The 23,826-nt window shown below is 58.8% G+C and carries 20 protein-coding genes and 2 tRNA genes; 16 read left to right on the forward strand and 6 right to left on the reverse strand.

What is annotated here, in order from left to right; genetic code table 11:
* Window positions 1-23 precede the first annotated feature (23 nt).
* The 4 genes from BMS17_RS08605 (at window position 24) to BMS17_RS08620 (ending at window position 4,798) form a co-directional block, all read left to right on the forward strand.
* Entirely contained in the window at window positions 24-377 is a 354-nt protein-coding gene (locus BMS17_RS08605; RefSeq protein WP_046029291.1) for an MGMT family protein, read from the forward strand.
* Window positions 378-421: 44 nt separating this feature from the next.
* Entirely contained in the window at window positions 422-1,981 is a 1,560-nt protein-coding gene (locus BMS17_RS08610) for an AmpG family muropeptide MFS transporter (protein ID WP_046029290.1), read from the forward strand.
* Between the two features lie 130 nt (window positions 1,982-2,111).
* Entirely contained in the window at window positions 2,112-3,827 is a 1,716-nt protein-coding gene (locus BMS17_RS08615; RefSeq protein ID WP_046029289.1) for a proline--tRNA ligase, read from the forward strand.
* A 17-nt stretch (window positions 3,828-3,844) separates the two neighbouring features.
* The gene (locus tag BMS17_RS08620; protein ID WP_046029288.1) at window positions 3,845-4,798 is read left to right on the forward strand and encodes a hypothetical protein; all 954 of its coding nucleotides are present in this window, start codon (window positions 3,845-3,847) and stop codon (window positions 4,796-4,798) included.
* Between the two features lie 54 nt (window positions 4,799-4,852).
* Here the strand turns inward: BMS17_RS08620 and dinB are convergent, their stop codons facing one another.
* Window positions 4,853-5,914, reverse strand: a complete 1,062-nt coding sequence (dinB, locus tag BMS17_RS08625) for a DNA polymerase IV (RefSeq protein ID WP_046029287.1) — start codon at window positions 5,912-5,914, stop codon at window positions 4,853-4,855.
* A gap of 300 nt (window positions 5,915-6,214) precedes the next feature.
* Between dinB and BMS17_RS08630 the strand changes: the two genes are divergently transcribed.
* From BMS17_RS08630 to BMS17_RS08645, 4 genes are all read left to right on the forward strand, one after another.
* A tRNA-Met gene (locus tag BMS17_RS08630) sits at window positions 6,215-6,291 on the forward strand.
* 242 nt (window positions 6,292-6,533) lie between these two features.
* Window positions 6,534-6,610 (forward strand) — tRNA-Met (locus BMS17_RS08635).
* A gap of 277 nt (window positions 6,611-6,887) precedes the next feature.
* Window positions 6,888-9,530 (forward strand): bifunctional lysylphosphatidylglycerol flippase/synthetase MprF, encoded by a 2,643-nt coding sequence (gene mprF, locus BMS17_RS08640; protein ID WP_046029286.1) that lies wholly within the window; start codon window positions 6,888-6,890, stop codon window positions 9,528-9,530.
* Window positions 9,530-10,828 carry a virulence factor family protein gene (locus BMS17_RS08645; protein WP_077430778.1) on the forward strand — a complete coding sequence of 433 codons (1,299 nt, stop codon included), beginning with the start codon at window positions 9,530-9,532 and terminating at the stop codon, window positions 10,826-10,828. The genes mprF and BMS17_RS08645 overlap by 1 nt, the downstream gene beginning before the upstream one ends.
* Window positions 10,829-11,580: 752 nt before the next feature.
* On the opposite strand, the gene BMS17_RS08655 is transcribed toward BMS17_RS08645, so the two are convergent.
* Both BMS17_RS08655 and BMS17_RS08660 read right to left on the reverse strand, forming a co-directional pair.
* Window positions 11,581-12,279, reverse strand: coding sequence for a hypothetical protein (locus tag BMS17_RS08655; RefSeq protein ID WP_077430780.1), 699 nt, complete (start codon window positions 12,277-12,279; stop codon window positions 11,581-11,583).
* A gap of 1 nt (window position 12,280) precedes the next feature.
* On the reverse strand, window positions 12,281-13,048 hold the full coding sequence (locus BMS17_RS08660) for a MarR family transcriptional regulator (protein WP_077430781.1): 768 nt from the start codon (window positions 13,046-13,048) through the stop codon (window positions 12,281-12,283).
* 493 nt (window positions 13,049-13,541) lie between these two features.
* Here BMS17_RS08660 and BMS17_RS08665 point away from each other — a divergent pair, with 493 nt between their 5' ends.
* On the forward strand, window positions 13,542-13,865 hold the full coding sequence (locus BMS17_RS08665) for a DUF3077 domain-containing protein (RefSeq protein WP_046029277.1): 324 nt from the start codon (window positions 13,542-13,544) through the stop codon (window positions 13,863-13,865).
* 189 nt (window positions 13,866-14,054) lie between these two features.
* On the opposite strand, the gene BMS17_RS08670 is transcribed toward BMS17_RS08665, so the two are convergent.
* Window positions 14,055-15,956, reverse strand: coding sequence for a potassium transporter Kup (locus BMS17_RS08670; RefSeq protein ID WP_077430782.1), 1,902 nt, complete (start codon window positions 15,954-15,956; stop codon window positions 14,055-14,057).
* Window positions 15,957-16,244: 288 nt separating this feature from the next.
* Here BMS17_RS08670 and rimO point away from each other — a divergent pair, with 288 nt between their 5' ends.
* The 6 genes from rimO to tsaA all read left to right on the forward strand — a co-directional run bounded on the left by rimO (window position 16,245) and on the right by tsaA (window position 21,461).
* A complete protein-coding gene (gene rimO / locus BMS17_RS08680) occupies window positions 16,245-17,582 on the forward strand; it encodes a 30S ribosomal protein S12 methylthiotransferase RimO (protein WP_046029273.1) in 1,338 nt (445 codons plus the stop codon).
* 112 nt (window positions 17,583-17,694) lie between these two features.
* Window positions 17,695-18,168, forward strand: coding sequence for a GNAT family N-acetyltransferase (locus BMS17_RS08685; RefSeq protein WP_046029271.1), 474 nt, complete (start codon window positions 17,695-17,697; stop codon window positions 18,166-18,168).
* Window positions 18,169-18,355: 187 nt separating this feature from the next.
* The gene (locus BMS17_RS08690) at window positions 18,356-19,066 is read left to right on the forward strand and encodes an rRNA pseudouridine synthase (protein WP_077430783.1); all 711 of its coding nucleotides are present in this window, start codon (window positions 18,356-18,358) and stop codon (window positions 19,064-19,066) included.
* Between the two features lie 76 nt (window positions 19,067-19,142).
* Window positions 19,143-19,613 carry a DUF1456 family protein gene (locus BMS17_RS08695; protein ID WP_038979193.1) on the forward strand — a complete coding sequence of 157 codons (471 nt, stop codon included), beginning with the start codon at window positions 19,143-19,145 and terminating at the stop codon, window positions 19,611-19,613.
* A gap of 191 nt (window positions 19,614-19,804) precedes the next feature.
* On the forward strand, window positions 19,805-20,575 hold the full coding sequence (locus BMS17_RS08700) for an SDR family oxidoreductase (protein WP_077430784.1): 771 nt from the start codon (window positions 19,805-19,807) through the stop codon (window positions 20,573-20,575).
* A 184-nt stretch (window positions 20,576-20,759) separates the two neighbouring features.
* The gene (tsaA, locus tag BMS17_RS08705; RefSeq protein WP_046029264.1) at window positions 20,760-21,461 is read left to right on the forward strand and encodes a tRNA (N6-threonylcarbamoyladenosine(37)-N6)-methyltransferase TrmO; all 702 of its coding nucleotides are present in this window, start codon (window positions 20,760-20,762) and stop codon (window positions 21,459-21,461) included.
* A gap of 133 nt (window positions 21,462-21,594) precedes the next feature.
* On the opposite strand, the gene fpr is transcribed toward tsaA, so the two are convergent.
* Window positions 21,595-22,374, reverse strand: coding sequence for a ferredoxin-NADP reductase (gene fpr, locus BMS17_RS08710; RefSeq protein WP_003443014.1), 780 nt, complete (start codon window positions 22,372-22,374; stop codon window positions 21,595-21,597).
* 122 nt (window positions 22,375-22,496) lie between these two features.
* Between fpr and BMS17_RS08715 the strand changes: the two genes are divergently transcribed.
* Entirely contained in the window at window positions 22,497-23,423 is a 927-nt protein-coding gene (locus BMS17_RS08715; RefSeq protein WP_046029261.1) for a LysR family transcriptional regulator, read from the forward strand.
* Here the strand turns inward: BMS17_RS08715 and BMS17_RS08720 are convergent.
* On the reverse strand, window positions 23,420-23,782 hold the full coding sequence (locus BMS17_RS08720; RefSeq protein WP_046029258.1) for a diacylglycerol kinase: 363 nt from the start codon (window positions 23,780-23,782) through the stop codon (window positions 23,420-23,422). The genes BMS17_RS08715 and BMS17_RS08720 overlap by 4 nt on opposite strands.
* Between the last annotated feature and the right edge of the window lie 44 nt (window positions 23,783-23,826).

Here is a 23,826-nt window from a genome sequence, read left to right on the forward strand (position 1 = left end):
GAACCTCTTCAGGAACCCCGGACATGCCCAACCCCACCTCTGAAACGGAAAGCCAGGCGCAAATCCGACGCACGGCGCTCTACCTGACCCTGGCCCAAGTGCCTGAAGGCAAAGTGGTGAGCTATGGTCAACTGGCGGAGCTGGCCGGACTCGGTCGCGCCGCCCGCTGGGTCGGACGCACGTTGAGCCAATTGCCGGGTGACACCAAACTGCCCTGGCATCGGGTGCTCGGTGCCGGTGGTCGGATCAGCCTGCCTGTGGGCAGCCCTTCGGGGGATGAACAGCGCGCGCGTTTACGCGCCGAAGGCATCAGCATCCTGAACAATCGTGTTGATATTCAGCGCCATGGCTGGCGTCCGGTAGAGCACAGCGGTTAGAGTGCGCGCTTTGTTTCCGTAATTCTTGAGGCAGACTCCAGCCCATGCCCCGTAAAACCTGGCGCGCCGCGCTCGCCGCCTATGCCAGCCCTTCGACGCTCGTGTTGTTGCTGCTTGGTTTCGCCGCCGGCCTGCCCTACATGCTGGTGTTTTCGACGCTTTCCGTCTGGCTTCGCGAGGCCGGAGTTGCCCGCGAAACCATCGGCTATGCAAGCCTGATAGGCCTGGCCTACGCCTTTAAATGGGTCTGGTCCCCGCTGCTCGACCAATGGCGCCTGCCATTTCTCGGCAAGCTGGGTCGACGACGCTCGTGGCTGGTGTTGTCCCAGGCGCTGGTGATCCTTGGCCTGATCGGCATGGGCTTCTGTGACCCACAAAAGCATTTGTCCTGGTTGATCGCTATCGCAGTGGTCGTTGCCTTCGCCTCGGCGACACAAGACATTGCTGTAGATGCCTATCGCCTGGAAATTGCCGAAGACAGCCGTCAGGCAGCGCTTGCCGCCAGTTATATGTCAGGCTATCGGATCGCCGCGCTGCTAGCGACCGCCGGTGCACTGTTCTTCGCCGAGGGCTTCGGTTCCACCGGTTTCAATTATCAGCATTCAGCCTGGGCCGGCACCTACTTGCTGTTCGGCGCCCTGATGGTTCCGGCATTGATCACCTCGCTGTTCATGCGCGAACCACCTGTGCCGCTGCGCACTCAGCTTCAGGCCGGACGCTACAAATTCGTGCATCAACTGGCATCGGTGTTTGTACTGATCGTGTTGCTGGTGTCCGTTCCCGCGATGTTCACTCAGTTCTATTACACCGACTTCGCCAGTGTGCTGTTCGAAGGCGTGAGTCTGCTCGACCTGCTGCTCGATGACCGTGCATTCCTGCGGGCAATCCTCTACACCACGCTAACGCTGCTTTGCCTGTCGTCCATGGGCCGCCGCGGCCTGGCGCCCGTACTGACCCCCATCAACGACTTCATTTCGCGTTACCGCTGGCAAGCCCTCCTGCTATTGGGGCTGATCGCCACGTACCGGATGTCCGATACGGTCATGGGTGTGATGGCCAACGTGTTTTACATCGACATGGGGTTCACCAAGGACCAGATTGCCAGCGTCAGTAAAATCTTTGGCTTGATCATGACGCTGGTCGGTGCCGGCATGGGCGGCCTGCTGATCGTACGTTTCGGCATTTTGCCGATCCTGTTCATCGGCGGCGTTGCGTCCGCGGCGACAAACATCCTGTTCCTGATGCTCGCCGACATGGGCGCCAACCTGAACATGCTGATCCTCACCATTTCCCTGGACAACTTCAGTTCCGGCCTGGCGACTTCGGCGTTCGTCGCTTACCTGTCGAGCCTGACCAACCTCAAGTTTTCCGCCACACAATACGCCCTGCTCAGCTCGATCATGCTGCTGTTGCCACGCCTGATCGGCGGTTACTCAGGGGTCATGGTCGAGAAGTTCGGCTATCACAATTTCTTCTTGATTACCGCCTTGCTCGGCGTTCCGACCCTGCTGTTGATTGCCTTGCACTGGTTCCAGGAGAGCCGTCGTGCAGGTCCGACACCAACGCCGGAGCCGGTTCCGAGCCAGATCGTGGAAGAATCGTAGGAAGCGTCGCAAGGGGCGGTGTGATTCCCGCCCTCCTGCCACCCCACCGACCGCACGCCTGTACGCCAGCGGATCTCGCCCGTACAATGCTCCGTCATTTCTCGTCATCAGCAACCGACAACGGCCAACCATGCGCACCAGTCAATTTTTGCTCGCCACACAGAAAGAAACGCCTTCCGACGCGGTCGTGATCAGCCATCAGCTGATGCTGCGCGCCGGCATGATCCGCAAACTCGCCTCGGGCCTGTACACCTGGCTGCCGATGGGCTTGCGAGTGATGCGCAAGGTCGAAGCCGTCGTTCGTGAAGAAATGAACGCTGCGGGCTCTCTCGAAGTGTTGATGCCGAGCACACAACCGGCTGAGCTGTGGCAGGAATCCGGTCGCTGGGAAGAGTACGGCCCTGAATTGCTGCGCTTCAAGGATCGCCACGGTCGTGATTTCTGCGCGGGCCCGACCCACGAAGAAGTCATCACCGACCTGATGCGCAACGAATTGAGCAGCTACAAACAGCTGCCGATCAACCTGTATCAGATCCAGACCAAATTCCGTGATGAAATCCGTCCACGCTTCGGTTTGATGCGCGGTCGTGAGTTCATCATGAAGGACGCCTATTCGTTCCACGCTGACCAGGCTTCGCTGCAAGTTACCTACGACCGCATGCACCAGGCGTACTGCAACGTCTTCACCCGTCTGGGTCTGAGATTCCGCCCTGTAGAAGCCGACAACGGCTCCATCGGCGGCGCCGGCTCCCATGAGTTCCACGTACTGGCCGAATCAGGCGAGGACGACATCGTCTTCAGCAACGGTTCCGACTACGCAGCGAACATCGAGAAAGCCGAAGCGGTGCCACGGGAAACTTCCCGTCCAGCCCCCGCCGAAGAGCTGCGTCTGGTCGACACGCCAGACACCAAGACCATCGCCGCGCTGGTGGAAAAATTCAATCTGCCGATTGAAAAAACCATCAAGACCCTGATTGTGCGCGCCGAAGAAGAAGGCAAGCTGATCGCCCTGGTCATTCGCGGTGACCACGAGCTCAACGAGATCAAGGCTGCCCAGCAACCTGGCGTTGCCAGCCCGCTGGTCATGGCCACCGACGCAGAACTGCGCGACGCCATTGGCGCCGGCGCCGGCTCCCTCGGCCCGCTGAACCTGCCACTGCCGATCATCATCGACCGTTCGGTTGAGCTGATGAGCGACTTCGGCATCGGCGCGAACATCGACGACAAGCACTACTTCGGCGTGAACTGGGAGCGCGATCTGCCAGTTCCGACCGTTGCCGACCTGCGCAACGTAGTAGCTGGCGACCCAAGCCCGGATGGCAAGGGCACGTTGGAAATCAAGCGTGGCATCGAAGTCGGGCACATCTTCCAGCTGGGCAACAAGTACAGCAAGGCGATGAAGTGCGAAGTGCTGGGCGAGAACGGCAAGCCGGTCACCCTGGAAATGGGCTGCTACGGCATCGGCGTTTCCCGCGTGGTGGCTGCCGCCATCGAGCAGAACAACGACGCCAACGGCATCATCTGGAGCGACACGCTTGCGCCCTTCCAGGTTGCCCTGGTGCCATTGCGCTACGAAACCGAACAGGTTCGTGAAGCCACCGACAAGCTCTATGCAGAACTGACTGCAGCCGGTTTCGAAGTACTGCTGGACGACCGCGACAAGAAAACCAGCCCGGGCATCAAGTTCGCGGACATGGAGCTGATCGGCATCCCTCACCGGATCGTGGTCAGTGACCGCGGCCTTGCCGAAGGCAATCTGGAATACAAGAGCCGCACCGAACCTGAAGCGCAAGCGCTGCCGGTCGCTGACGTGTTGTCTTTCCTCCAGGCCCGTATCCGCCGCTGACACCAGATAGAGAAGTCATGTTCAAGCGAAACACCTTAGGCCTCGGTGGTGCCGCCCTGTGCGGTACCCTGCTGGTCAGCGGCTGCGCCAATCACATGTCGCAACGTAGCGAGAACGAGGAGCGTGTCGAGCGCAAATTGCTCGATCACAGCCTGCAGATCGATGTCGGCGAGCCGAAGGTGCTGGATCTGCCGCAACGTCGGGTGAAAATTCACGAGCAGAAGACGTTCGAAGTCACCGAGTTCGAAGTCACGCGCCACTATGATCGCTACACGCCTTATCAACCCTGGCGGGAGGCCTATGAGATCCCGCTGGGCGCGGTGGCCGTCGTAGCCGGTGTCGGGGCGAATGTCGTCAATGTGTTCGCCCTCGGTAACTTGCCGGACAGCGTGACCAAGGATTGGCTGAGCTATGGTTTCGCCGGGCTCAACCCGTTCATGAACGTGCAATCGCACGGTCGTGCGCAGCAAAACCTGGCCGGCATCGACGAAGTCCAGCGCGATAAGCGCACCGAGTACTCGAGCCTGCCATGGAGCGAGCGCCCGGTGCAGGTCAAGGCCGGCAAGGAAACGTTCGAACTGAGCACCGACAAAAACGGCGTTTTGCGCCTGAATCTACTGGACAGCCCATTCGCCGAGCATGACATCAACCATCTGACCCGATTGTTGATCAGTGTCGAAGATGGCCAGGGTGATGTGCGCACCAATTCGTCCTTGGCGGTCAGCAGTTCATTGCGCGGCAAATTGCTTGAGGCCCACGAGCTGATTTACGAGGACCTCGAAGACGACGAAGTGAGCCAGTGGGTGCACCGGGTCAAGCGTCTGTCGGACCTAGGCCTGGAAGAAGAAGCCAGCGAACTGGAACAAAGCCTGATCGAGCTGACCCGCAACGATCCTGAGTTGCAGGCCGAGTTCCTCAAGTCGTTGAACCGCAATGCCGGGCGCCTGGTTGCGAATCCGGGACTGAACTAAAAGCAGAAGCATCGCGGGCTTGCCCGCGATGAGCCCCTTGAGTTCACGGCAGAACTACCGCTCAAACAACTCCATCTGCTCAAACCCACCGCGCAAATCCTCCAGCCTGACCCCAACCCCCAACAACCGCACCGGTTTCCCGCCGCGATTGAACGCCTGGGTCAGCAACAACTGATAACTACCCAAGTCCCGCCCTGCCCCGGCCTGTTCCAGCGTGGTCTGGGTAAAGTCATGGAATTTCACTTTGACGAATGGCTTGCCCGGCCGATAACTGCTGTCGATCCGCGCCATACGCCCCCCCAGGGTTTCCAGCAACTCGGGCAATTTATCCAGGCAGCTCACCAAATCCGGCAGATCCACGTCATAGGTATTTTCGACACTGATCGACTGCCGACGACTGTCGTTATGGACCAGACGCTCATCGATCCCACGGGCCAGGCTCCAAAGTCGTTCACCAAAACTGCCGAATTCGCGCACAAGCGCCAATTTGTCCCACTCGCGCAACTGCGAGCAATCGACGATGCCCAGCCGGCCCAATTTATCGGCAGTGACCTTACCCACACCGTGCAGCTTGCTCACTGGCAAACCGCTGACAAAGTCTTCCACTTGATCTGGCGTAATGACGAACAAGCCGTTGGGCTTTTTCCAGTCACTGGCGATCTTGGCCAGAAACTTGTTCGGCGCCACGCCCGCCGACACGGTGATATGCAATTGATTGGACACCCTGCGACGGATGTCCTGAGCGATACGCGTGGCGCTGCCCCCGAAATGCGCGCTGTCCGATACGTCAAGGTAAGCCTCATCGAGGGACAGCGGCTCGATCATGTCGGTGTAATCGCGAAAGATCGTGTGAATTTCCTTCGACGCCTCTCTATAAGCGTCCATGCGTGGCTTGACGATGGTCAGGTCCGGACACAGCTTTAACGCATGCCCGGACGACATGGCCGAACGTACGCCATAGGCCCGCGCTTCATAGTTACAGGTCGCGATGACTCCCCGCCGATCCGCCGAACCACCCACTGCCAACGGTTTACCGGCCAGGCGCGGGTCGTCACGCATCTCGATGGCGGCATAGAAGCAGTCACAATCGACGTGGATGATTTTTCGCTGAGTCATATAAAAGCGGCGTTCATGACGAAGAAATGGGACGTTGGCCAGTCGGATAAGCAGTATCTCACTGACACCTGTATATAGCACCAGTAGTCTGAATGTTCTTTTCCATGCGTAGGAAAGTGCGCTTTGCATTTATTTTATCAATCGAACGCAACCCGCCAATAGAGCTGGAAGCCTTGCCACGCCTGCCTTACAGACGATCGCCCAACCCCATTTTCAAGCTAAGCGGTTGAACAGGAAGAGGTTTTTCCGGAATTGCAGGTTGACACCCCGGCGATCCTCTGTAGAATGCCGACACACAGACGCGGGATGGAGCAGTCTGGTAGCTCGTCGGGCTCATAACCCGAAGGTCGTCGGTTCAAATCCGGCTCCCGCAACCAAACATCAAAAAAGGCTACTCGAAAGAGTGGCCTTTTTTGTGCCTGCTCGTTTTGTACTCCTAGCGGTAGTCAGGGCGAATGTAGGGACATTTAGGCTGATGCCGCCCAAAATGAGAAATCGTTCTGATTCCGAAACTTAGCTCTCCCCTGCGACCGTTCGCCGCTCTTCTATACTTATTTAACCCTTCTTGGGATTAACGGTTGACACCTCGCCGTTCGCCTGTAGAATGCCGCCACACAGACGCGGGATGGAGCAGTCTGGTAGCTCGTCGGGCTCATAACCCGAAGGTCGTCGGTTCAAATCCGGCTCCCGCAACCAAACATCAAAAAAGGCTACTCGAAAGAGTGGCCTTTTTTGTATCCGCCGAAAAAGTCCTTTCGCAACAATGATCTGTCACAGTGTCGTGAAGCGTCGGGGATCATCAAACTGCCCAGTTCAGACTATGCTGGAACGCAGGCAGCCCCTCTACGACGCATGATGCGCCATCGCCGGAACCCGGTGAGAGGCGTTAATATTCGTGATTATTTTTTTCTACAGGGATTGGTAACTTGGCTCGATACCTCCATCCTGTCGCGCACAATCCAAGAGGTGATTGATGCGCGCCAACTCGTCTGATCCACAGGACACCGTCACAGCGACACAACCGATCAAGGCCGGGCGTTTGCACCTGCTTGATCTGGTCAGCAAGTATCGTCAGCCCATTGGCCTGGCGGTTACTCTGCTGCTGTTCGCGATCGCGCTGATTGCCTGCCGTCACCTGTTGAGCGAACTTGATCTGTACGCTTTGCACGACTCGATCCTGGAAGTACCGAAACCGGCGCTGCTGGGCGCATTGGGTGCGACCGTCGTTGGTTTCATCATATTGCTGGGTTACGAGTGGTCGGCCAGCCGCTATGCGGGTGTGACGCTGGCGCCGCGAATCCTGGCACTCGGCGGTTTCACTGCATTCGCCATCGGTAACGCCATTGGCCTGTCGATGCTTTCGGGGGGCTCGGTTCGTTACCGCTTATATGCACGTCATGGCCTGGGGGCTTCTGAAGTCGCCCACATGACACTGTTTGCCAGCCTGTCGCTCGGGTGCGCCCTGCCGCCACTGGCCGCGCTGGCAACCCTCAGCGACCTGCCTGCCGCCTCTGCAGCCCTGGGTCTATCCGAAACATTGCTCGGCGCGATCGCCGCGGCGGTTCTGCTGCTCTTCAGCGTGCTGGCCATCGGCATCTACCGCCGTCGCCTGCCGGATCAACCTTCGTCGGACAACCTGTTGGTCAAAGTCGGCCGCCGCACCTTGCGCCTGCCCGGGCGCCGCCTGACTTTCCTGCAACTGATCATTACCGCCCTGGACGTGGCTGCCGCCGCGACCGTGCTTTATCTGTTGCTGCCAGAGGCACCGCCCTTCGGCGCCTTCCTGCTGGTGTACTTGCTGGCATTGGCCGCAGGCGTGCTCAGCCACGTGCCGGGCGGCGTCGGTGTATTCGAAGCGATCCTGCTGGCCGCGTTCGCCGACACCCTCGGCGCCGCACCACTGGCGGCCGCCCTGCTGTTGTATCGGCTGATTTATGTGATTTTGCCCTTGCTGGTGGCCTGCGTATTCTTGCTTATCAACGAAGGCCAGCGCCTGTTTCAGACGCGCCAGTCCCTGCGCGCGGCGTCCGGCCTAGCGGCACCGATTCTGGCGGTACTGGTGTTTCTTTCCGGTGTGGTGTTGCTGTTTTCCGGCGTGACCCCGGAAATCGACACCCGCCTGGAACACATCGGCTTTCTGATCCCGCATCGCCTGGTCGATGCCTCGCACTTCGGTGCCAGCCTGATCGGCGTGCTGTGCCTGCTGCTGGCTCAAGGGCTGCGTCGGCGCCTGTCTGCGGCCTGGATGCTGACCACCATTTTGCTGCTGGTCGGCGCCCTGCTCTCCCTGCTCAAGGGGTTTGACTGGGAAGAAGCCTGCCTGATGACCCTCATTGCCAGCCTGCTGGGGGTATTCCGCCGCTCGTTCTATCGCCCGAGCCGCCTCACCGAACTGCCGTTTTCGCCGCTGTATCTGGTGTCTAGCCTGTGCGTTCTGGGTGCCTCGATCTGGTTGCTGCTGTTTGCGTATCAAGACGTTCCGTACAGCCATCAACTCTGGTGGCAGTTCACCCTTGATGCCGATGCGCCGCGTGGCTTGCGCTCGTTGCTGGGCGCCGCAGTGTTGCTGGTGGTGGTATCGCTGACATGGTTGCTGCGCACCGCCCGCCCGGTCATCCATTTGCCGGCGCCCGATGAACTGGAGCGCGCGCACAAGATCCTCATGGCGTCCGCCCAGCCGGATGGGGGCCTGGCCTTGACCGGTGACAAGGCGCTGCTGTTCCACCCTAACGACGAGGCGTTTCTGATGTACGCACGCCGTGGGCGCAGCCTGGTGGCGTTGTACGACCCAATCGGCCCGACGCAACAACGGGCGGAAATGATCTGGCAGTTCCGCGACCTCTGCGACGTCCATCACGCCCGTCCTGTGTTCTATCAAGTGCGTGCCGAGAACCTGCCGTACTACATGGACATAGGCTTGACTGCGATCAAGCTCGGCGAAGAAGCCCGGGTCGATCTGCATCGCTTTGATCTCGAAGCCAAGGGCAAAGAGATGAAAGACCTGCGCTACACCTGGAACCGTGGCACTCGTGATGGTCTGTCACTGGAAATCCATGAGCCGGGCCAGGCGCCGATGGATGAGCTCAAGGTGATTTCCGATGCCTGGCTGACCGGTAAGAATGTCCGCGAGAAAGGCTTCTCCCTGGGTCGCTTCAGTGATGATTACCTCAAGCACTTCCGCATTGCGGTGATCCGTTTTGAAGGTCGCCCGGTCGCGTTCGCCAACCTTCTCGAAACATACGGCCATGACCTGGCCAGTCTCGACCTGATGCGCGCGCACCCGGACGCCCCCAAGCTGACCATGGAGTTCATGATGGTCGGCCTGATTCAACATTATAAAAATCATGGATACGCGCGTTTCAGCCTGGGCATGGTGCCGTTGTCGGGGTTGCAACCCCGTCGTGGCGCACCGCTGACCCAGCGCCTGGGCTCGATGGTTTTCCGCCGTGGTGAGCAGCTCTACAACTTCCAAGGCTTGCGCCGCTTCAAAGACAAGTTCCAGCCTGACTGGGAACCCCGTTATATGGCCGTGCCCGCCGGACTCGATCCGCTGGTAGCCCTGGCCGATACTGCTGCCCTGATTGCGGGCGGCTTGACTGGATTGGTGAAACGCTGATGATTCAACGCTCCTTGCGGTACGTACTGGCCACACTGGTAGTGCTGGCCCTGATTCTCGGTGGCGGTTACTGGTACCTGAAACGCCCGGCACCGGCACCGACGCTCGAACTGTTGACGCCCGCCGATGGCGCCGCGATGACCCGTGTGATTCCCGGCACCACGCCGAAGGCTCAGGTGCTGGTAGCGGTCAATGAAGACCAGAAGCTCAGCGACCAACAACTGATGACCCTGAGCCGTTCCGGTTCGGCGCAGATTGTTCAAGTGATCCTGCCTAAAGACTGCCTGCTGCAAAGCCGCGCCCTGCAATCGGGCCTGCGCGAACTCAAAGGCCCGGCAACCCTGGTCAGCGGCATCGGCCCTGGCGCCGTGCTGGCGTGGCGCTGGTTGTCCGAGCAGAAGAGTGACAAGGCTCAGGCCATCTCGGTCGACCTGGCCCTGGAAAAAGGCGGCTGCACACACCTGCTGCCGAAAAGCGCCGCTCACGGCCACTGGCTAGTGGCGTGGAACGACAACCCGGACGACGCCAGCGCAGGGTTCGTGCGCGACCAACCCAACGCCGAAACCAGTATCAGCGACTACGACATCAACCTGCCGCAAGTGCTGAACAACGAACTGCGCAAGATCCTCGTCGGTGGCGATAAAGCCGCCGGTGGCCTGCAGATCCCTGTTGTTGAAGTACCGGCCGGCCAGGCCAAGGACACCGTCACCCTGTTCCTGTCCGGCGACGGCGGCTGGCGTGACCTTGACCGTGACGTAGCGGGCGAGATGGCCAAGATCGGCTATCCAGTAGTCGGCATCGACACCCTGCGCTACTACTGGCAGCACAAGAGCCCGGAGCAAAGCGCCCTGGACCTCGCCGAACTGATGCAGCACTACCGGCAGAAATGGGGCACCAAGCGCTTCATCCTGACCGGCTACTCGTTCGGCGCCGACGTACTGCCGGCGATCTACAACCGCCTGGCCGAATCGGAACAACAACGCGTCGACGCCATCATCCTTCTGGCCTTCGCCCGCACCGGCAGCTTCGAAATCGAAGTTGAAGGCTGGCTCGGCAACGCCGGCAAAGAAGCCGCCACCGGCCCGGAAATGGCCAAGCTGCCACCGGAAAAAGTGGTGTGCATCTACGGCGAAGAAGAAGTCGACGAAAGCGGCTGCACCGACAAGACCGCCGTGGGTGAAGCGATCAAACTGCCTGGCGGCCACCACTTCGACGAGAACTACCCGGCACTGGCCCAGCGCCTGGTGGACATCATCGTCAAGCGACAGGCCAAGGAAGAGGCGACGACGCAGGAGTGATCTGAGCGCCGCGCACGAAAAAGCCCCCGCAGCTGTTTGGTTGCGGGGGCTTTTTTTCATGTGCAGACATGAAGCGCTTCCAGGTTAAAGCTGGACATCTATCCAAGTTACGTCATCTTCAACAGCGATAAAGTCGCTATCCGGTGCTGCCAACAAGCTGCTTTGCTGCGACTCCGTTAACTCTGCCCAGAAGCCATCGGTTACGAACACCAGTCGCTCACCCACAGCCAATGGGTGAAAAACAAACTCAGGGTCCGGAGCACGACTAACCTTCAGGCATCGGGTTACCCGGTTTCGAGCAGGGTCTTGCGCCAACTCAAGGTGCGAACGGTCGCGCCTCCAATTGGCCTTGCAGTGGGGCGGCGTAATCCACTCGATTGTGCCTGCCGATGTCACTACTCCGCACGAACAGTCACCTTCATACGCAAGCGTGAGCTTCCCATGAGCAGCGAAACCGATCAGGTAACACGTGGTCCCTGTCTGATCCGCAAACAAAATGGGGTGAAGCTCCGCCAGCACTGAACCAAGTAACTGCCCAACTGCTCCGTGCTCGGTGATTTCGCCCCTCTGATCCATGTGTTTCGGGTAGGCCGCTAAAACACCTTTTACGAAGCATTCAGCCAGTTGGCCACTCCCGGGCTTCGACGTACCGTCCGTAATGACGAACAGCCCTCTGCCACCGTCGCAGAGTGCGCCAGCGGCGTCATGATTGGCTTGCCTGGTCCGTCCTGTCACCGATCTGGTGATGTATCTCATGCGTTGCTCAGGTTTTTCATGCGCATGTAAATTATTCGACCTCTATCCGGATTGGCCTGCACTGAGCCCGAACTTTCAATCACGTAGTCGATGCCACTGAGCCCCATGAGTTCTCGAATTCCAGACGTGATGAACTCCTTGAGCTCAGGTTCAGCCTGGCGAACCTCTTCCAAAAGCTCTGTACGACCATCAATCAAGATGAGGATGTCTTCGACATCTTTGTGGTAAGGGTCACCCCCACCCCGACCGCTAAATGCCTCTAGTTTCGTCGCTAGAAAGTAAGTCGGTTTAAATATCTGGATGACGGTACCGCTGGGTAACGCAAACTTATCGGCCCTCGCCAGCCCCTCTACGAACCAACGGTTGGCATACCCGAGAACAGCAGAGTCAGAAGGCATCACATCTACGACGACGTCGTTGAAGCGGAAACGACAGTTGACTTCATCTTCACCGGTGATTTTGAAGTCCTTCGCCGCCAACCGCTCTATGAGGTGTTGCCAGGCGCTAATGCCTGCCAGCTCGATCACCAAGTCAACATCATCGGTGAAACGAATGTCGTCGAGCACGGCAGTATCAGTGACCAGCATGGCAGTGGTGCAACCGCCGACAAAAGCAATCTCAGTGAGAAACGCCGCTCCCAAGCCGTCTGCAACAAATTCTATGAGCTCGTAGTTGTGATCAGCGTTTGAAGACATGTTATTTCAGGCCCATCCCTGCTTTTAAAATGTTAACCGCGACACCGCACTCTCGCGGACCACCAAGACGGATCGCATCAGCCAGCGCAAGATAGTGATAAAGGATCCTGTCCCTCTTCACCGCTTCCGGTACCGTCTTGTAGAGCGGTTCTATCGCCTGGCCACGCTCAGTTCCGAGAGCATCAGGCCAAACCGGAATCAACCCGCCAGCGCTCTTGATGCTTTTGGATAGCGCGGGGGCAGCGAAGCCTGTTGGAATCCCGCGAACCATCGCGCCCGGCTTCACGGGGAAAAAATATTTCAGAGCGTGCTCGGTAATTTTCAGCAGCTCTCGCCGATTAACTTTCGGGAGCCCGGTGTCGTAGTCATTGGTGAGCAATCCGGACTCGCGGCACCTGGCTATAGCGTTTGAAATCTCGCTTTTGCTTAGCCCAAGAGACGCAGACAACGCACGCAACGAGTAGCCTTCACTCCAGCTCGCCAGCGACGTAGAAGGTACAGACTCCGACCACCCTTCCCAGCCATCCTCATCACCCAAGGATGAGCCGAACTCCTGGAGGTGGAATACAGTTTCTTCACCGTCAGCGGGGTGGGTAACTAGCGGCTGCCCCACTCGCCCCGCTGCCGTCATTCGGTTTATCTGCTGGGGCTTCAACAATTCCTCAACCGTGTTCGAATTCGACTCTGACTCCATCTTACCGATGAGGTTTTCCTCCTGGGCGTGCAGGCTGACCATCTTGAACAAAAGCAAAATGTCTTGACTCTTCATGAAGCTAGAAACTCCAAGTGTCCACATTCCATAAAACGTGGACACTTGTCTCATTGGAAATATTGAGCCGTCAAGACCTTTCGATATTTGCAACAACGCGAAATCTCCCGCGACTTGTCAAATCCCTCACCGCGTTTAGTTTCGTTTACTTTGAGGTGTCGCAATATCGGATGACGCCCGCAGACCTTGTAGGCAAACTCCGAATCTCGCGTTTGGGCACTTTGATGCCTTGTTGCGCTTTTCTTCGACGGGGTAGTCTCCGGACGTCGCTGACCATTCAGCGATCGGGATTGGAAACCCGACGAGCGAATAGCAACAACGTGCCCAACATGACCGCAGACCTTCACGGCTGCAATCTTGTGTCATGGTGGCTGTGCGTGGGACGTCTTCGGACGTGCCGGTTTCCTAGGCTCCCGGTTTTCCAACCTGCGCACAGCTGCCACCCATTCGCTTGGAAACGAACGTGGCAGCTCCTCAAGCTTAGGGAATAGACATGACTAAAATTGATGTTTCCGCGATTTCAGAATTAAAGACTATCGGCTTCACCCCTCTCATCTACTGCCAGGATGAGGCGTTGTTCAACGTCCGCGCTGGCGTCCCCATCGTTGCTGCATTGTCACAAGCCTCAGACCTGCTGTTTCTCGCCAAATCATTCAGCGAAGACGCCGCGTACGCAAAAGACACCGACCGGCATGCCTGGGCCGCGCACTATCTGACGGCAATGGGTAAGGCAGTCATTGATGATGTGCTGAAGGTCCTGACCCCGCGGCCAGCCCGGACAAAAACCGAATCCGAAGAAGAGCGTCCCGTAAGCTAGTAACACCGCAATTCCCTTGTGGGAGCGGGCTTGCCCGCGATGACGGCGGCAGATCCAGCATTGATTTGACAGACATACCGCTATCGCGGGCAAGCCCGCTCCCACAGGGATTTTCATTGGGTCGGGATCAAATGCCAGACACAAAAAACCCCCGCCACCTTCACGGCAACGGGGGCTTTTTGATGGGGCTTACATTTCTACCTGAGTACCCAGTTCAATCACCCGGTTCAGCGGCAGATTAAAGAACCGCAAATTGCCATTGGCATTCTTCAACATGAACGCAAACAACCCCTCTCGCCAACGGGCCATGCCTTCCAGCTTGGAGGCAATCACCGTCTCGCGGCTGAGGAAGTAGGTGGTGCGCATCGGGCTGAAGTCCAGGTCATCGAGGTGACACAGTTTCAGCGCTTGCGGCACATCCGGTTCGTCGACGAAGCCAAAATGCAGGATCACCCGGAAGAACCCTTCACCATAGGAATCGACTTCGAAGCGTCGGGTCGGCGGTACGCGCGGGATGTCTTCGTACACCACGGTCAGCAGCACCACTTGCTCGTGCAGCACCTGGTTATGCAGCAGGTTGTGCAACAGCGCGTGGGGCACCGCATCCGGCCGCGCAGTCAGGAACACGGCAGTGCCCTGTACGCGATGCGGTGGTTGCACGGCGATACTGCTGATGAAAATCGGCAGGGGTAGCCCGCCTTCGTCCATACGCTCCACCAGCAATTGCTTGCCGCGTTTCCAGGTGGTCATCAGCACGAACAGTGCGATACCGGCGATCACCGGGAAGGCCCCGCCCTGAATGATTTTCGGCACGTTGGCGGCGAAGTAAACGCCGTCCACCAGCACAAAGCCGAGCAGCACAGGCACCGCGAGGACCGGAGGCCATTTCCACAACAGCAGTATCACCGCCGACACCAGAATGCTGGTCATCAACATCGTCCCGGTCACCGCCACGCCGTAGGCCGAGGCCAGGGCACCGGAAGATTCGAAACCCAGCACCAGCAGCACCACACCGACCATCAGCGCCCAGTTCACCGCGCCGATGTAGATCTGGCCTTGTTCGGCGCTGGAGGTGTGGCGGATGTGCATGCGCGGAATGTAGCCGAGCTGGATCGCCTGACGGGTCAGGGAGAACGCGCCGGAAATCACCGCTTGCGAGGCAATCACCGTGGCCAGAGTCGACAAGCCCACCAACGGGATCAACGCCCAACTCGGTGCCAACAGATAGAACGGGTTACGCGCGGCTTCCGGGTCACCGAGCAGCAGTGCGCCCTGACCGAAATAGTTCAGCACCAGCGCCGGCAGCACGAGGATGAACCAGGCACGGGCAATCGGCTTGCGACCGAAGTGGCCCATGTCGGCGTAAAGGGCTTCGGCACCCGTCAGTGCCAGCACGACCGCGCCGAGGATCGCCACGCCCATGCCCGGATGCACGATGAAGAAGCGCACACCCCAGATCGGGTTCATCGCTTGCAACACTTCCGGGTGTTGCAGGATGCCGTAGACGCCCAGCGCCCCCAGCACCACAAACCAGGTGACCATGATCGGCCCGAACAGAATGCCGATTCGCGCCGTACCGTGGCTCTGGATCAGGAACAGCGCCACCAGCACGACCAACGACAGCGGAACGACCCAATGGTCAATGCCATCGAACGCCAAGCCGAGACCTTCAATGGCCGAGAGGACGGAAATCGCCGGGGTGATCATGCTGTCGCCGTAGAACAGCGCCGCACCGATCAACCCGCAGACCACCAGCAAGGTGCGCAACTTCGGGTGCCCCGCCGCCGCCCGTCGGGCCAGTGCGGTCAAGGCCATGATCCCGCCTTCGCCCTGGTTGTCGGCACGCAGGACAAACATCATGTACTTGATCGAAACGACCCAGATCAGCGACCAGAAGATCAGCGCCAGAATCCCCAACACGCCGTCATGGTTGACCGGCACGCCATAGCCACCGGAAAACACTTCTTTGAGGGTGTACAGCGGGCTTGTGCCGATATCGCCGTAAACCACTCCGACCGCCGCGACCAGCATGCCGATCGGCTTCGCCGCCGAATGCTCGGCGCCCGCCACCTGACTACTTGCCTGACCCATCCACCACTCCTGATTCCCAGACCCGGCTTCTTTGAAAGAAGCACTATGCTTTGTCGTGCAGCATGCGCTGTTTTACTTCACGTTACAGACGTTTTGTTGACTGTAAAAATTCGGTAAAGCCTAACGGCGCGAAGCATAGCGCAGCACTCGTCGTATTTCCCTGCATAAAGCTGGTCAAGTGAGCGACTCATCGCTAGAATTGCGCACTTTTTGACCAGAGGCGTACCAAGCGCCCGTCTGTCGCCTTGCCGTCTTCGGCTGGAGGCGTCCCAAATACCGAGGTTAGACATGTCCACCACTCCTGCGCCGGCCAATCCAAAGGTTGGCTTCGTATCCCTGGGTTGCCCCAAAGCACTGGTCGACTCCGAGCGCATCCTTACCCAGCTGCGCATGGAAGGCTATGACGTTGTGTCCACCTATCAGGACGCTGACGTCGTGGTGGTCAACACCTGCGGTTTCATCGACTCGGCCAAGGCAGAATCGCTGGAAGTGATCGGCGAAGCCATCAAGGAAAACGGCAAGGTCATCGTGACCGGCTGCATGGGCGTCGAAGAAGGCAACATTCGTAACGTGCACCCGAGCGTGCTGGCCGTGACCGGTCCGCAGCAGTACGAGCAAGTGGTCAACGCCGTGCACGACGTCGTGCCGCCGCGCCAGGACCACAACCCGTTGATCGACCTGGTGCCGCCACAAGGGATCAAACTGACCCCGCGCCACTACGCCTACCTGAAGATTTCCGAAGGCTGCAACCACAGCTGCAGCTTCTGCATCATCCCCTCGATGCGCGGCAAACTGGTCAGCCGTCCGGTCGGTGACGTGCTCGACGAAGCCCAGCGCCTGGTCAAGGCCGGCGTCAAAGAGCTGTTGGTGATCTCGCAAGACACCAGTGCCTACGGCGTCGACGTCAAGTACCGCACCGGTTTCTGGAACGGTGCACCGGTGAAAACCCGCATGACTGAACTCTGCGAAGCCCTCAGCACCCTCGGCGTCTGGGTTCGCCTGCACTACGTTTACCCGTACCCGCACGTCGACGAGCTGATTCCATTGATGGCCGCCGGCAAAATCCTGCCGTACCTGGACATCCCGTTCCAGCACGCCAGCCCGAAAGTGTTGAAGTCGATGAAACGCCCGGCGTTCGAAGACAAGACCTTGGCGCGCATCAAGAACTGGCGCGAGATCTGCCCGGACTTGATCATCCGTTCGACCTTCATCGTCGGCTTCCCTGGCGAAACCGAAGAAGACTTCCAGTACCTGTTGAACTGGCTGACCGAAGCTCAGCTCGACCGCGTCGGCTGCTTCCAGTACTCGCCGGTTGAAGGTGCGCCCGCCAATGACCTGGACCTGGACATCGTTCCGGACGACGTCAAGCAGGACCGTTGGGACCGCTTCATGGCGCACCAACAAGCGATCAGCTCGGCGCGCCTGCAAATGCGCATCGGCCGCGAAATCGAAGTGCTGGTCGACGAAGTCGACGAGCAAGGCGCGGTTGGCCGCTGCTTCTTCGATGCCCCGGAAATCGACGGCAACGTGTTCATCGACAACGGCAGCAACCTCAAGCCAGGCGATAAAGTCTGGTGCAAAGTGACCGACGCCGACGAATACGACCTGTGGGCTGAACAGATCTAAACGCAAAAAATACGCAAAGCCCTGCTCTCTTGACGAGATGCGGGGCTTTTTTACGTCTATCGTTTTGTGGGAGAAAGGACTCGCACCCTCCACGCACATAAGGCATCCGGCCATGCGCCATCATTCGGTCATCCTCACACCGAAACAGAGTGACTACAAAGAACTCACCCGGGTCTGGGAGGCCTCGGTACGCGCCACCCATGACTTTCTGCCAGACAGTTACATCCTGTTGTTGAAAGATCTGGTGCTGACCCGCTACCTCGATGCGGTGATGCTGATTTGTACCAAAGACTCACGCCAGCGCATCACCGGGTTCGCCGGCGTTGCGGCCGGCAAGATCGAAATGCTCTTTATCGATCCGGCGCATCGCGGCCAGGGCCTGGGCAAACAGTTGCTACGCTATGCCATGGAACACCTGAATGCCGATGAACTGGACGTCAACGAACAGAACCCGCAAGCGCTGGGGTTTTACCTCAAACAAGGCTTCGAGGTGATCGGTCGCTCCGAGTTTGACGGCATGAAGCAGCCTTATCCGCTGTTGCATATGCGCCTGCGCCAGGCGCAACAATTGACGCGTAATGGCTGACACAACTTAGATCAAATGTGGGAGCTGGCTTGCCTGCGATGCAGGCGACGCGGCAGGTCAGTTAGACCCGGCTGATGCCATCGCAGGCAAGCCAGCTCCCACAAAAAGCACCAGCACTGAAATGGAGCCGGGATTAACCGGCGCCAGGCAGGTACAATGCCCACCCCTTTTTTGTTACGGCCCTGTCATGACTGACCCGATTCGTCTCTCCAAACGCCTCATCGAACTCGTCGGCTGTTCCCGTCGGGAGGCTGAGCTGTTCATCGAGGGCGGCTGGGTGACCGTGGACGGTGAAGTCATCGACGAGCCGCAGTTCAAGGTCGACACGCAAAAAGTCGAACTCGATCCTGAGGCCAAGGCCACCGCACCGGAACCGGTGACTATCCTGTTGAACGTACCCGTGGGCATGGACGCGGACACCGCCATGGCCACCCTGAGCGCCGAGACCCTGAGCGAAGAGCACCGCTTCAGCAAACGTGCGCTCAAGGGCCACTTCCTGCGCCTGACCGCCAGCACCGACTTGCAGGCCAACGCCAGCGGGCTGCTGGTGTTCACCCAGGACTGGAAGATCCTGCGCAAACTCACCGCCGATGCCAGCAAGATCGAGCAAGAGTATGTGGTCGAGGTTGAAGGCGACATGGTGGCTCACGGCCTCAACCGCCTGAACCACGGTCTGACTTACAAAGGCAAGGAGCTGCCGCCGGTCAAAGCCAGCTGGCAGAACGAAAATCGCCTGCGCTTTGCCATGAAGAACCCGCAACCGGGCGTGATCGCCCTGTTCTGCCAGGCCGTAGGCTTGAAGGTCGTTGCCATCCGCCGCATCCGCATAGGTGGCGTGTCCATCGGCAAAGTGCCGTTGGGGCAATGGCGCTACCTGTCCGGCAAAGAGAAGTTCTAAGACTTCTCGCGCCGCCACACATTTCGGTGCCGCTGTTTGAAGCGGTACCCACTGCCGAATATCAGGATTGCACACCATGATTCATAACGACGTACTGCGCAGCGTTCGCTACATGCTGGACATCAGCGACAAGAAAGTCATCGAGATCATCAAACTCGGCGGCATGGACGTGTCGCTGGAAGACCTGTTGACTTACCTCGACAAAAAAGAGGAAGACGAGGAAGGCTTCGTGCGTTGCCCGGATGAAGTCATGGCGCACTTCCTTGATGGCCTGGTGATCTTCAAGCGCGGCAAGGACGAAAGCCGTCCACCGCAGCCAATCGAAGTGCCGGTGACCAACAACATCATCCTCAAGAAACTGCGCGTGGCGTTCGAACTGAAAGAAGACGACATGCACGCGATCCTGAAGGCCGCCGAGTTTCCGGTGTCCAAGCCGGAGTTGAGCGCGTTGTTCCGCAAGTTCGGCCACACCAACTACCGCACCTGTGGCGACCAGTTGCTGCGCAACTTCCTCAAGGGCCTGACCCTGCGCGTTCGCCCGCAGTAAGCGCCCATCCCTGTAGGAGCACAGCTCGCTGGCGATGGCGATCTTCAAAACGCCATCGTCAGCAAGCTGTGCTCCTACAGAGGCCGTTGCAGGCCACGCTGTATAGATCCTCATTCCCTGCAAAAATAGTGGCTCCGCTTAACGCGGCTGACGACTAGGGTGTAGTCACCCTTAAGCGCTCAGGATTTGCCATGCACCCGTACTTTTCCCTTCAAGGTCGCACCGCCCTTGTAACCGGCGGCACCCGTGGTATCGGCAAAATGATCGCCAAGGCTTACGTCGAGGCTGGGGCGAAGGTATATGTCTGCGCCCGGGACGCCGAAGCCTGCCAGCAAACGGCGGATGAATTGAGTGTGCTCGGTCGTTGCCACGCGATTGCGGCCAACCTGGCCACCGAAGAAGGCGTGCTTCAGTTGGCCACGCGACTGGGTGAACAGATCACCCATCTGGACATCCTGGTGAACAACGCTGGGACGACTTGGGGCGCACCACTGGAAAGCTACCCGGTCAAAGGCTGGGAAAAGGTCATGCAGCTCAACGTGACGTCGGTGTTCAACTGCATTCAGCAGTTTTTGCCACTGTTACGCAAGGCAGGCTCCGCCGCCAATCCGGCGCGGATTATTAACATCGGCTCGGTGGCCGGGATTTCTTCCTTTGGTGAACAAGCTTATGCCTACGGCCCGAGTAAAGCGGCCCTGCACCAACTGTCGCGGATTCTCGCGAGGGAACTGGTGAGCCAGCACATCAACGTCAACGTGATTGCGCCGGGGCGTTTCCCGAGCAAGATGACGCAGCATATTGGCAGCGATGAACAGGCGCTGGCACAGGATACCGCGATGATTCCGATGAAGCGTTGGGGCCGGGAGGAAGAAATGGCGGCGCTGGCGATCAGCCTGGCGAGTACGGCGGGGGCGTATATGACCGGGAATATTATTCCTTTGGATGGTGGGTTCAGTCTTTAGATCGGCGGCGCGGCTTTCGCGGGCAAGCCACGCTCCCACAGGTTTTATGCCGTACACAAAATGTGTATACACCCGAGAACCCTGTGGGAGCGTGGCTTGCCCGCGATTGCGGACTGACAGGCACCAACGATCCCGTGGCCGCTCGGGTTATCATGCCCACCCTCACCCCGCCTCGACCCAGATCATGACCTACAGCGTTTCCCCCATCGGCTTCGTGCGCTCCTGCTTCAAGGAGAAGTTCGCTATCCCGCGCCAACCGCAACTTGCCCCAGCCGCTCGCGGTATTCTGGAGCTGGTCGCGCCGTTTGATCAGGGGGATGCGGTGCAGGGCCTGGAACAGGTCAGTCACGTTTGGCTGCTGTTTGTGTTCCATCAGGCGCTGGAAGAAAAGCCACGCCTGAAAGTCCGCCCGCCGCGTCTGGGCGGTAACAAATCCATGGGTGTGTTCGCCACCCGCGCCACGCATCGGCCCAATGGCATTGGTCAATCCGTGGTGAAGCTGGACAAGGTCGAAGCCAATCGCCTGTGGATATCCGGTATCGATCTATTGGACGGCACGCCGATTCTCGACATCAAACCCTACGTGCCTTACGCCGACATCATCGACACCGCCTCCAACAGCATCGCCAGCGCCGCGCCGCAATTGATCCCCGTGCAGTGGACGGATGCCGCGCTGCAACAGGCTCATGGCCATGCTCAGCGCCTTGAAGAGCCCTTGGTAGCGTTGATCGAGCAATGTTTGGCACAAGACCCACGCCCGGCGTACCAAATTCCTACACCCGAGCGGGAATATGGCGCGCAGTTCTGGGACCTGGATGTGCGCTGGCATTACCCCGAAGCAGGGGTTATCCGCGTTCTCGAAGTCATCCCTGTACCTGACTTGTAGGAGCAAAGCTTGCTCGCGATGGCAAACTCAAGGACGCCATCGCCGGCAAGCCGTGCTCCTACAGGGATTGCGTCGGGCATAAAAAAGCCCCACTGCCTGCAAGGGCAATGGGGCTTTTTAGTGATGCGTTTGCTTACTTCTCGACGAACGCTCGCTCGATCAGGTAGTCACCCGGCTCGCGCATCCGCGGCGAAACTTTCAGGCCGAAGCTGTTCAACACTTCGCTGGTCTCGTCGAGCATGCTCGGGCTGCCGCACAGCATGGCGCGGTCGTCCTGCGGGTTGATCGGTGGCAGGCCGATGTCGCTGAACAGCTTGCCGCTGCGCATCAGGTCGGTCAGGCGGCCTTCGTTCTCGAACGGCTCGCGGGTCACGGTCGGGTAGTAGATCAACTTGTCACGCAGCGCCTCACCGAAGAACTCGTTCTGCGGCAGGTGCTCGGTGATGAACTCGCGATAAGCGACTTCGTTGACGTAACGCACGCCGTGGCACAGGATCACTTTTTCGAAACGCTCGTAGGTTTCCGGGTCCTGGATGACGCTCATGAATGGCGCCAGACCGGTACCGGTGCTGAGCAGGTACAAATGTTTGCCAGGCTTCAAGTCATCCAGCACCAGTGTGCCGGTAGGCTTCTTGCTGATGATGATCTCGTCGCCTTCCTTCAGATGCTGCAACTGGGAAGTCAGCGGGCCATCAGGCACCTTGATGCTGAAGAACTCGAGATGCTCTTCCCAGTTCGGGCTGGCAATCGAGTAAGCGCGCATAAGCGGGCGGCCGTTGGGCTGTTGCAGGCCGATCATCACGAACTGACCGTTCTCGAAGCGCAGGCCCGGATCGCGGGTGCACTTGAAGCTGAACAGAGTGTCGTTCCAGTGATGAACACTGAGGACACGCTCGTGGTTCATGTTGCTCATGTACGTGGGACTCCTGGAGATTTTGCCTGCGCCAGTGATATGCGCAATTGCATCGCATTCTAAAGGCAGAGACAATATCTGTTAAATGGATTATTAAGATAAGGGTTATCGGTTATATCGATATGCGATTTACTCTCCGTCAACTTCAAGTTTTCGTCGCCGTCGCCCAGCAGGAAAGCGTATCCCGTGCTGCGGGCTTGCTCAACCTCTCACAATCGGCGGCGAGCACCTCGATCACCGAACTGGAGCGCCAGTCCAGCTGCCAGTTGTTTGACCGCGCTGGCAAACGCTTGAGCCTCAACGCCCTCGGCAAACAGTTGCTGCCACAGGCCGTGGCATTGCTCGATCAATCCAAGGAAATTGAAGACCTGCTCAACGGCAAGTCCGGGTTCGGCTCGCTGGCGGTCGGCGCGACCCTGACCATCGGCAATTACCTGGCCACCCTGCTGATCGGCAGCTTCATGCAGCGCCACCCGGAAAGCCAGGTGAAGCTGCACGTGCAAAACACTGCCAATATCGTGCAACAAGTTGCCCACTATGAAATTGATCTGGGTCTAATCGAAGGCGATTGCAGTCATCCCGACATCGAAGTGCAGAGTTGGGTCGAGGATGAACTGGTGGTGTTTTGCGCGCCTCAGCATCCACTGGCCAAACGCGGCACCGCGACCATGGAAGAACTGACCCACGAGGCCTGGATTCTGCGAGAACAAGGCTCTGGCACACGGCTGACCTTTGACCAGGCCATGCGTCACCATCGCAGTGCGCTGAATATCCGGCTCGAACTGGAACACACCGAAGCGATCAAGCGCGCCGTGGAGTCGGGATTGGGGATCGGTTGCATTTCGCGCCTGGCACTGCGCGATGCGTTCCGTCGTGGCAGCCTGGTGCCCGTGGAGACACCGGACCTGGACCTGGCGCGGCAGTTTTATTTCATCTGGCACAAACAGAAATATCAGACGTCGGCGATGCGTGAATTCCTCGAGCTGTGCCGCGCGTTCACCGAGGGGGTTCAGCGCAGCGACGAGATCGTTCTGCCAAACATCGCTTAAAGCAGGATGACTGCCCAGACCAGCGCGATCATGCTCAACGCCACGAATTGAGCTGCGCTGCCCATGTCCTTGGCGTTTTTGGACAGCGGGTGCAGTTCGAGGGAAATGCGATCGATGGCTGCTTCCACCGCCGAGTTCAGCAGTTCGACGATCAGCGCCAACAGGCAGACGGCGATCAGCAGCGCCTGTTCGACGCGGCTGACGTTCAAGAAGAACGAAATCGGTATCAGGATAACGTTGAGCAACACCAGTTGCCGAAAGGCCGCTTCACCGGTGAAGGCGGCGCGCAGGCCATCCAGCGAGTAACCGGAGGCATTGAGGATGCGTTTGAGGCCGGTTTGGCCTTTGAAAGGTGACATAGAATGGGCAACTGACCAGGTAGGAATGGGAACGCTAGATCAAG

Source organism: Pseudomonas sp. C9 (assembly GCF_002000165.1).
GTDB lineage: Bacteria > Pseudomonadota > Gammaproteobacteria > Pseudomonadales > Pseudomonadaceae > Aquipseudomonas.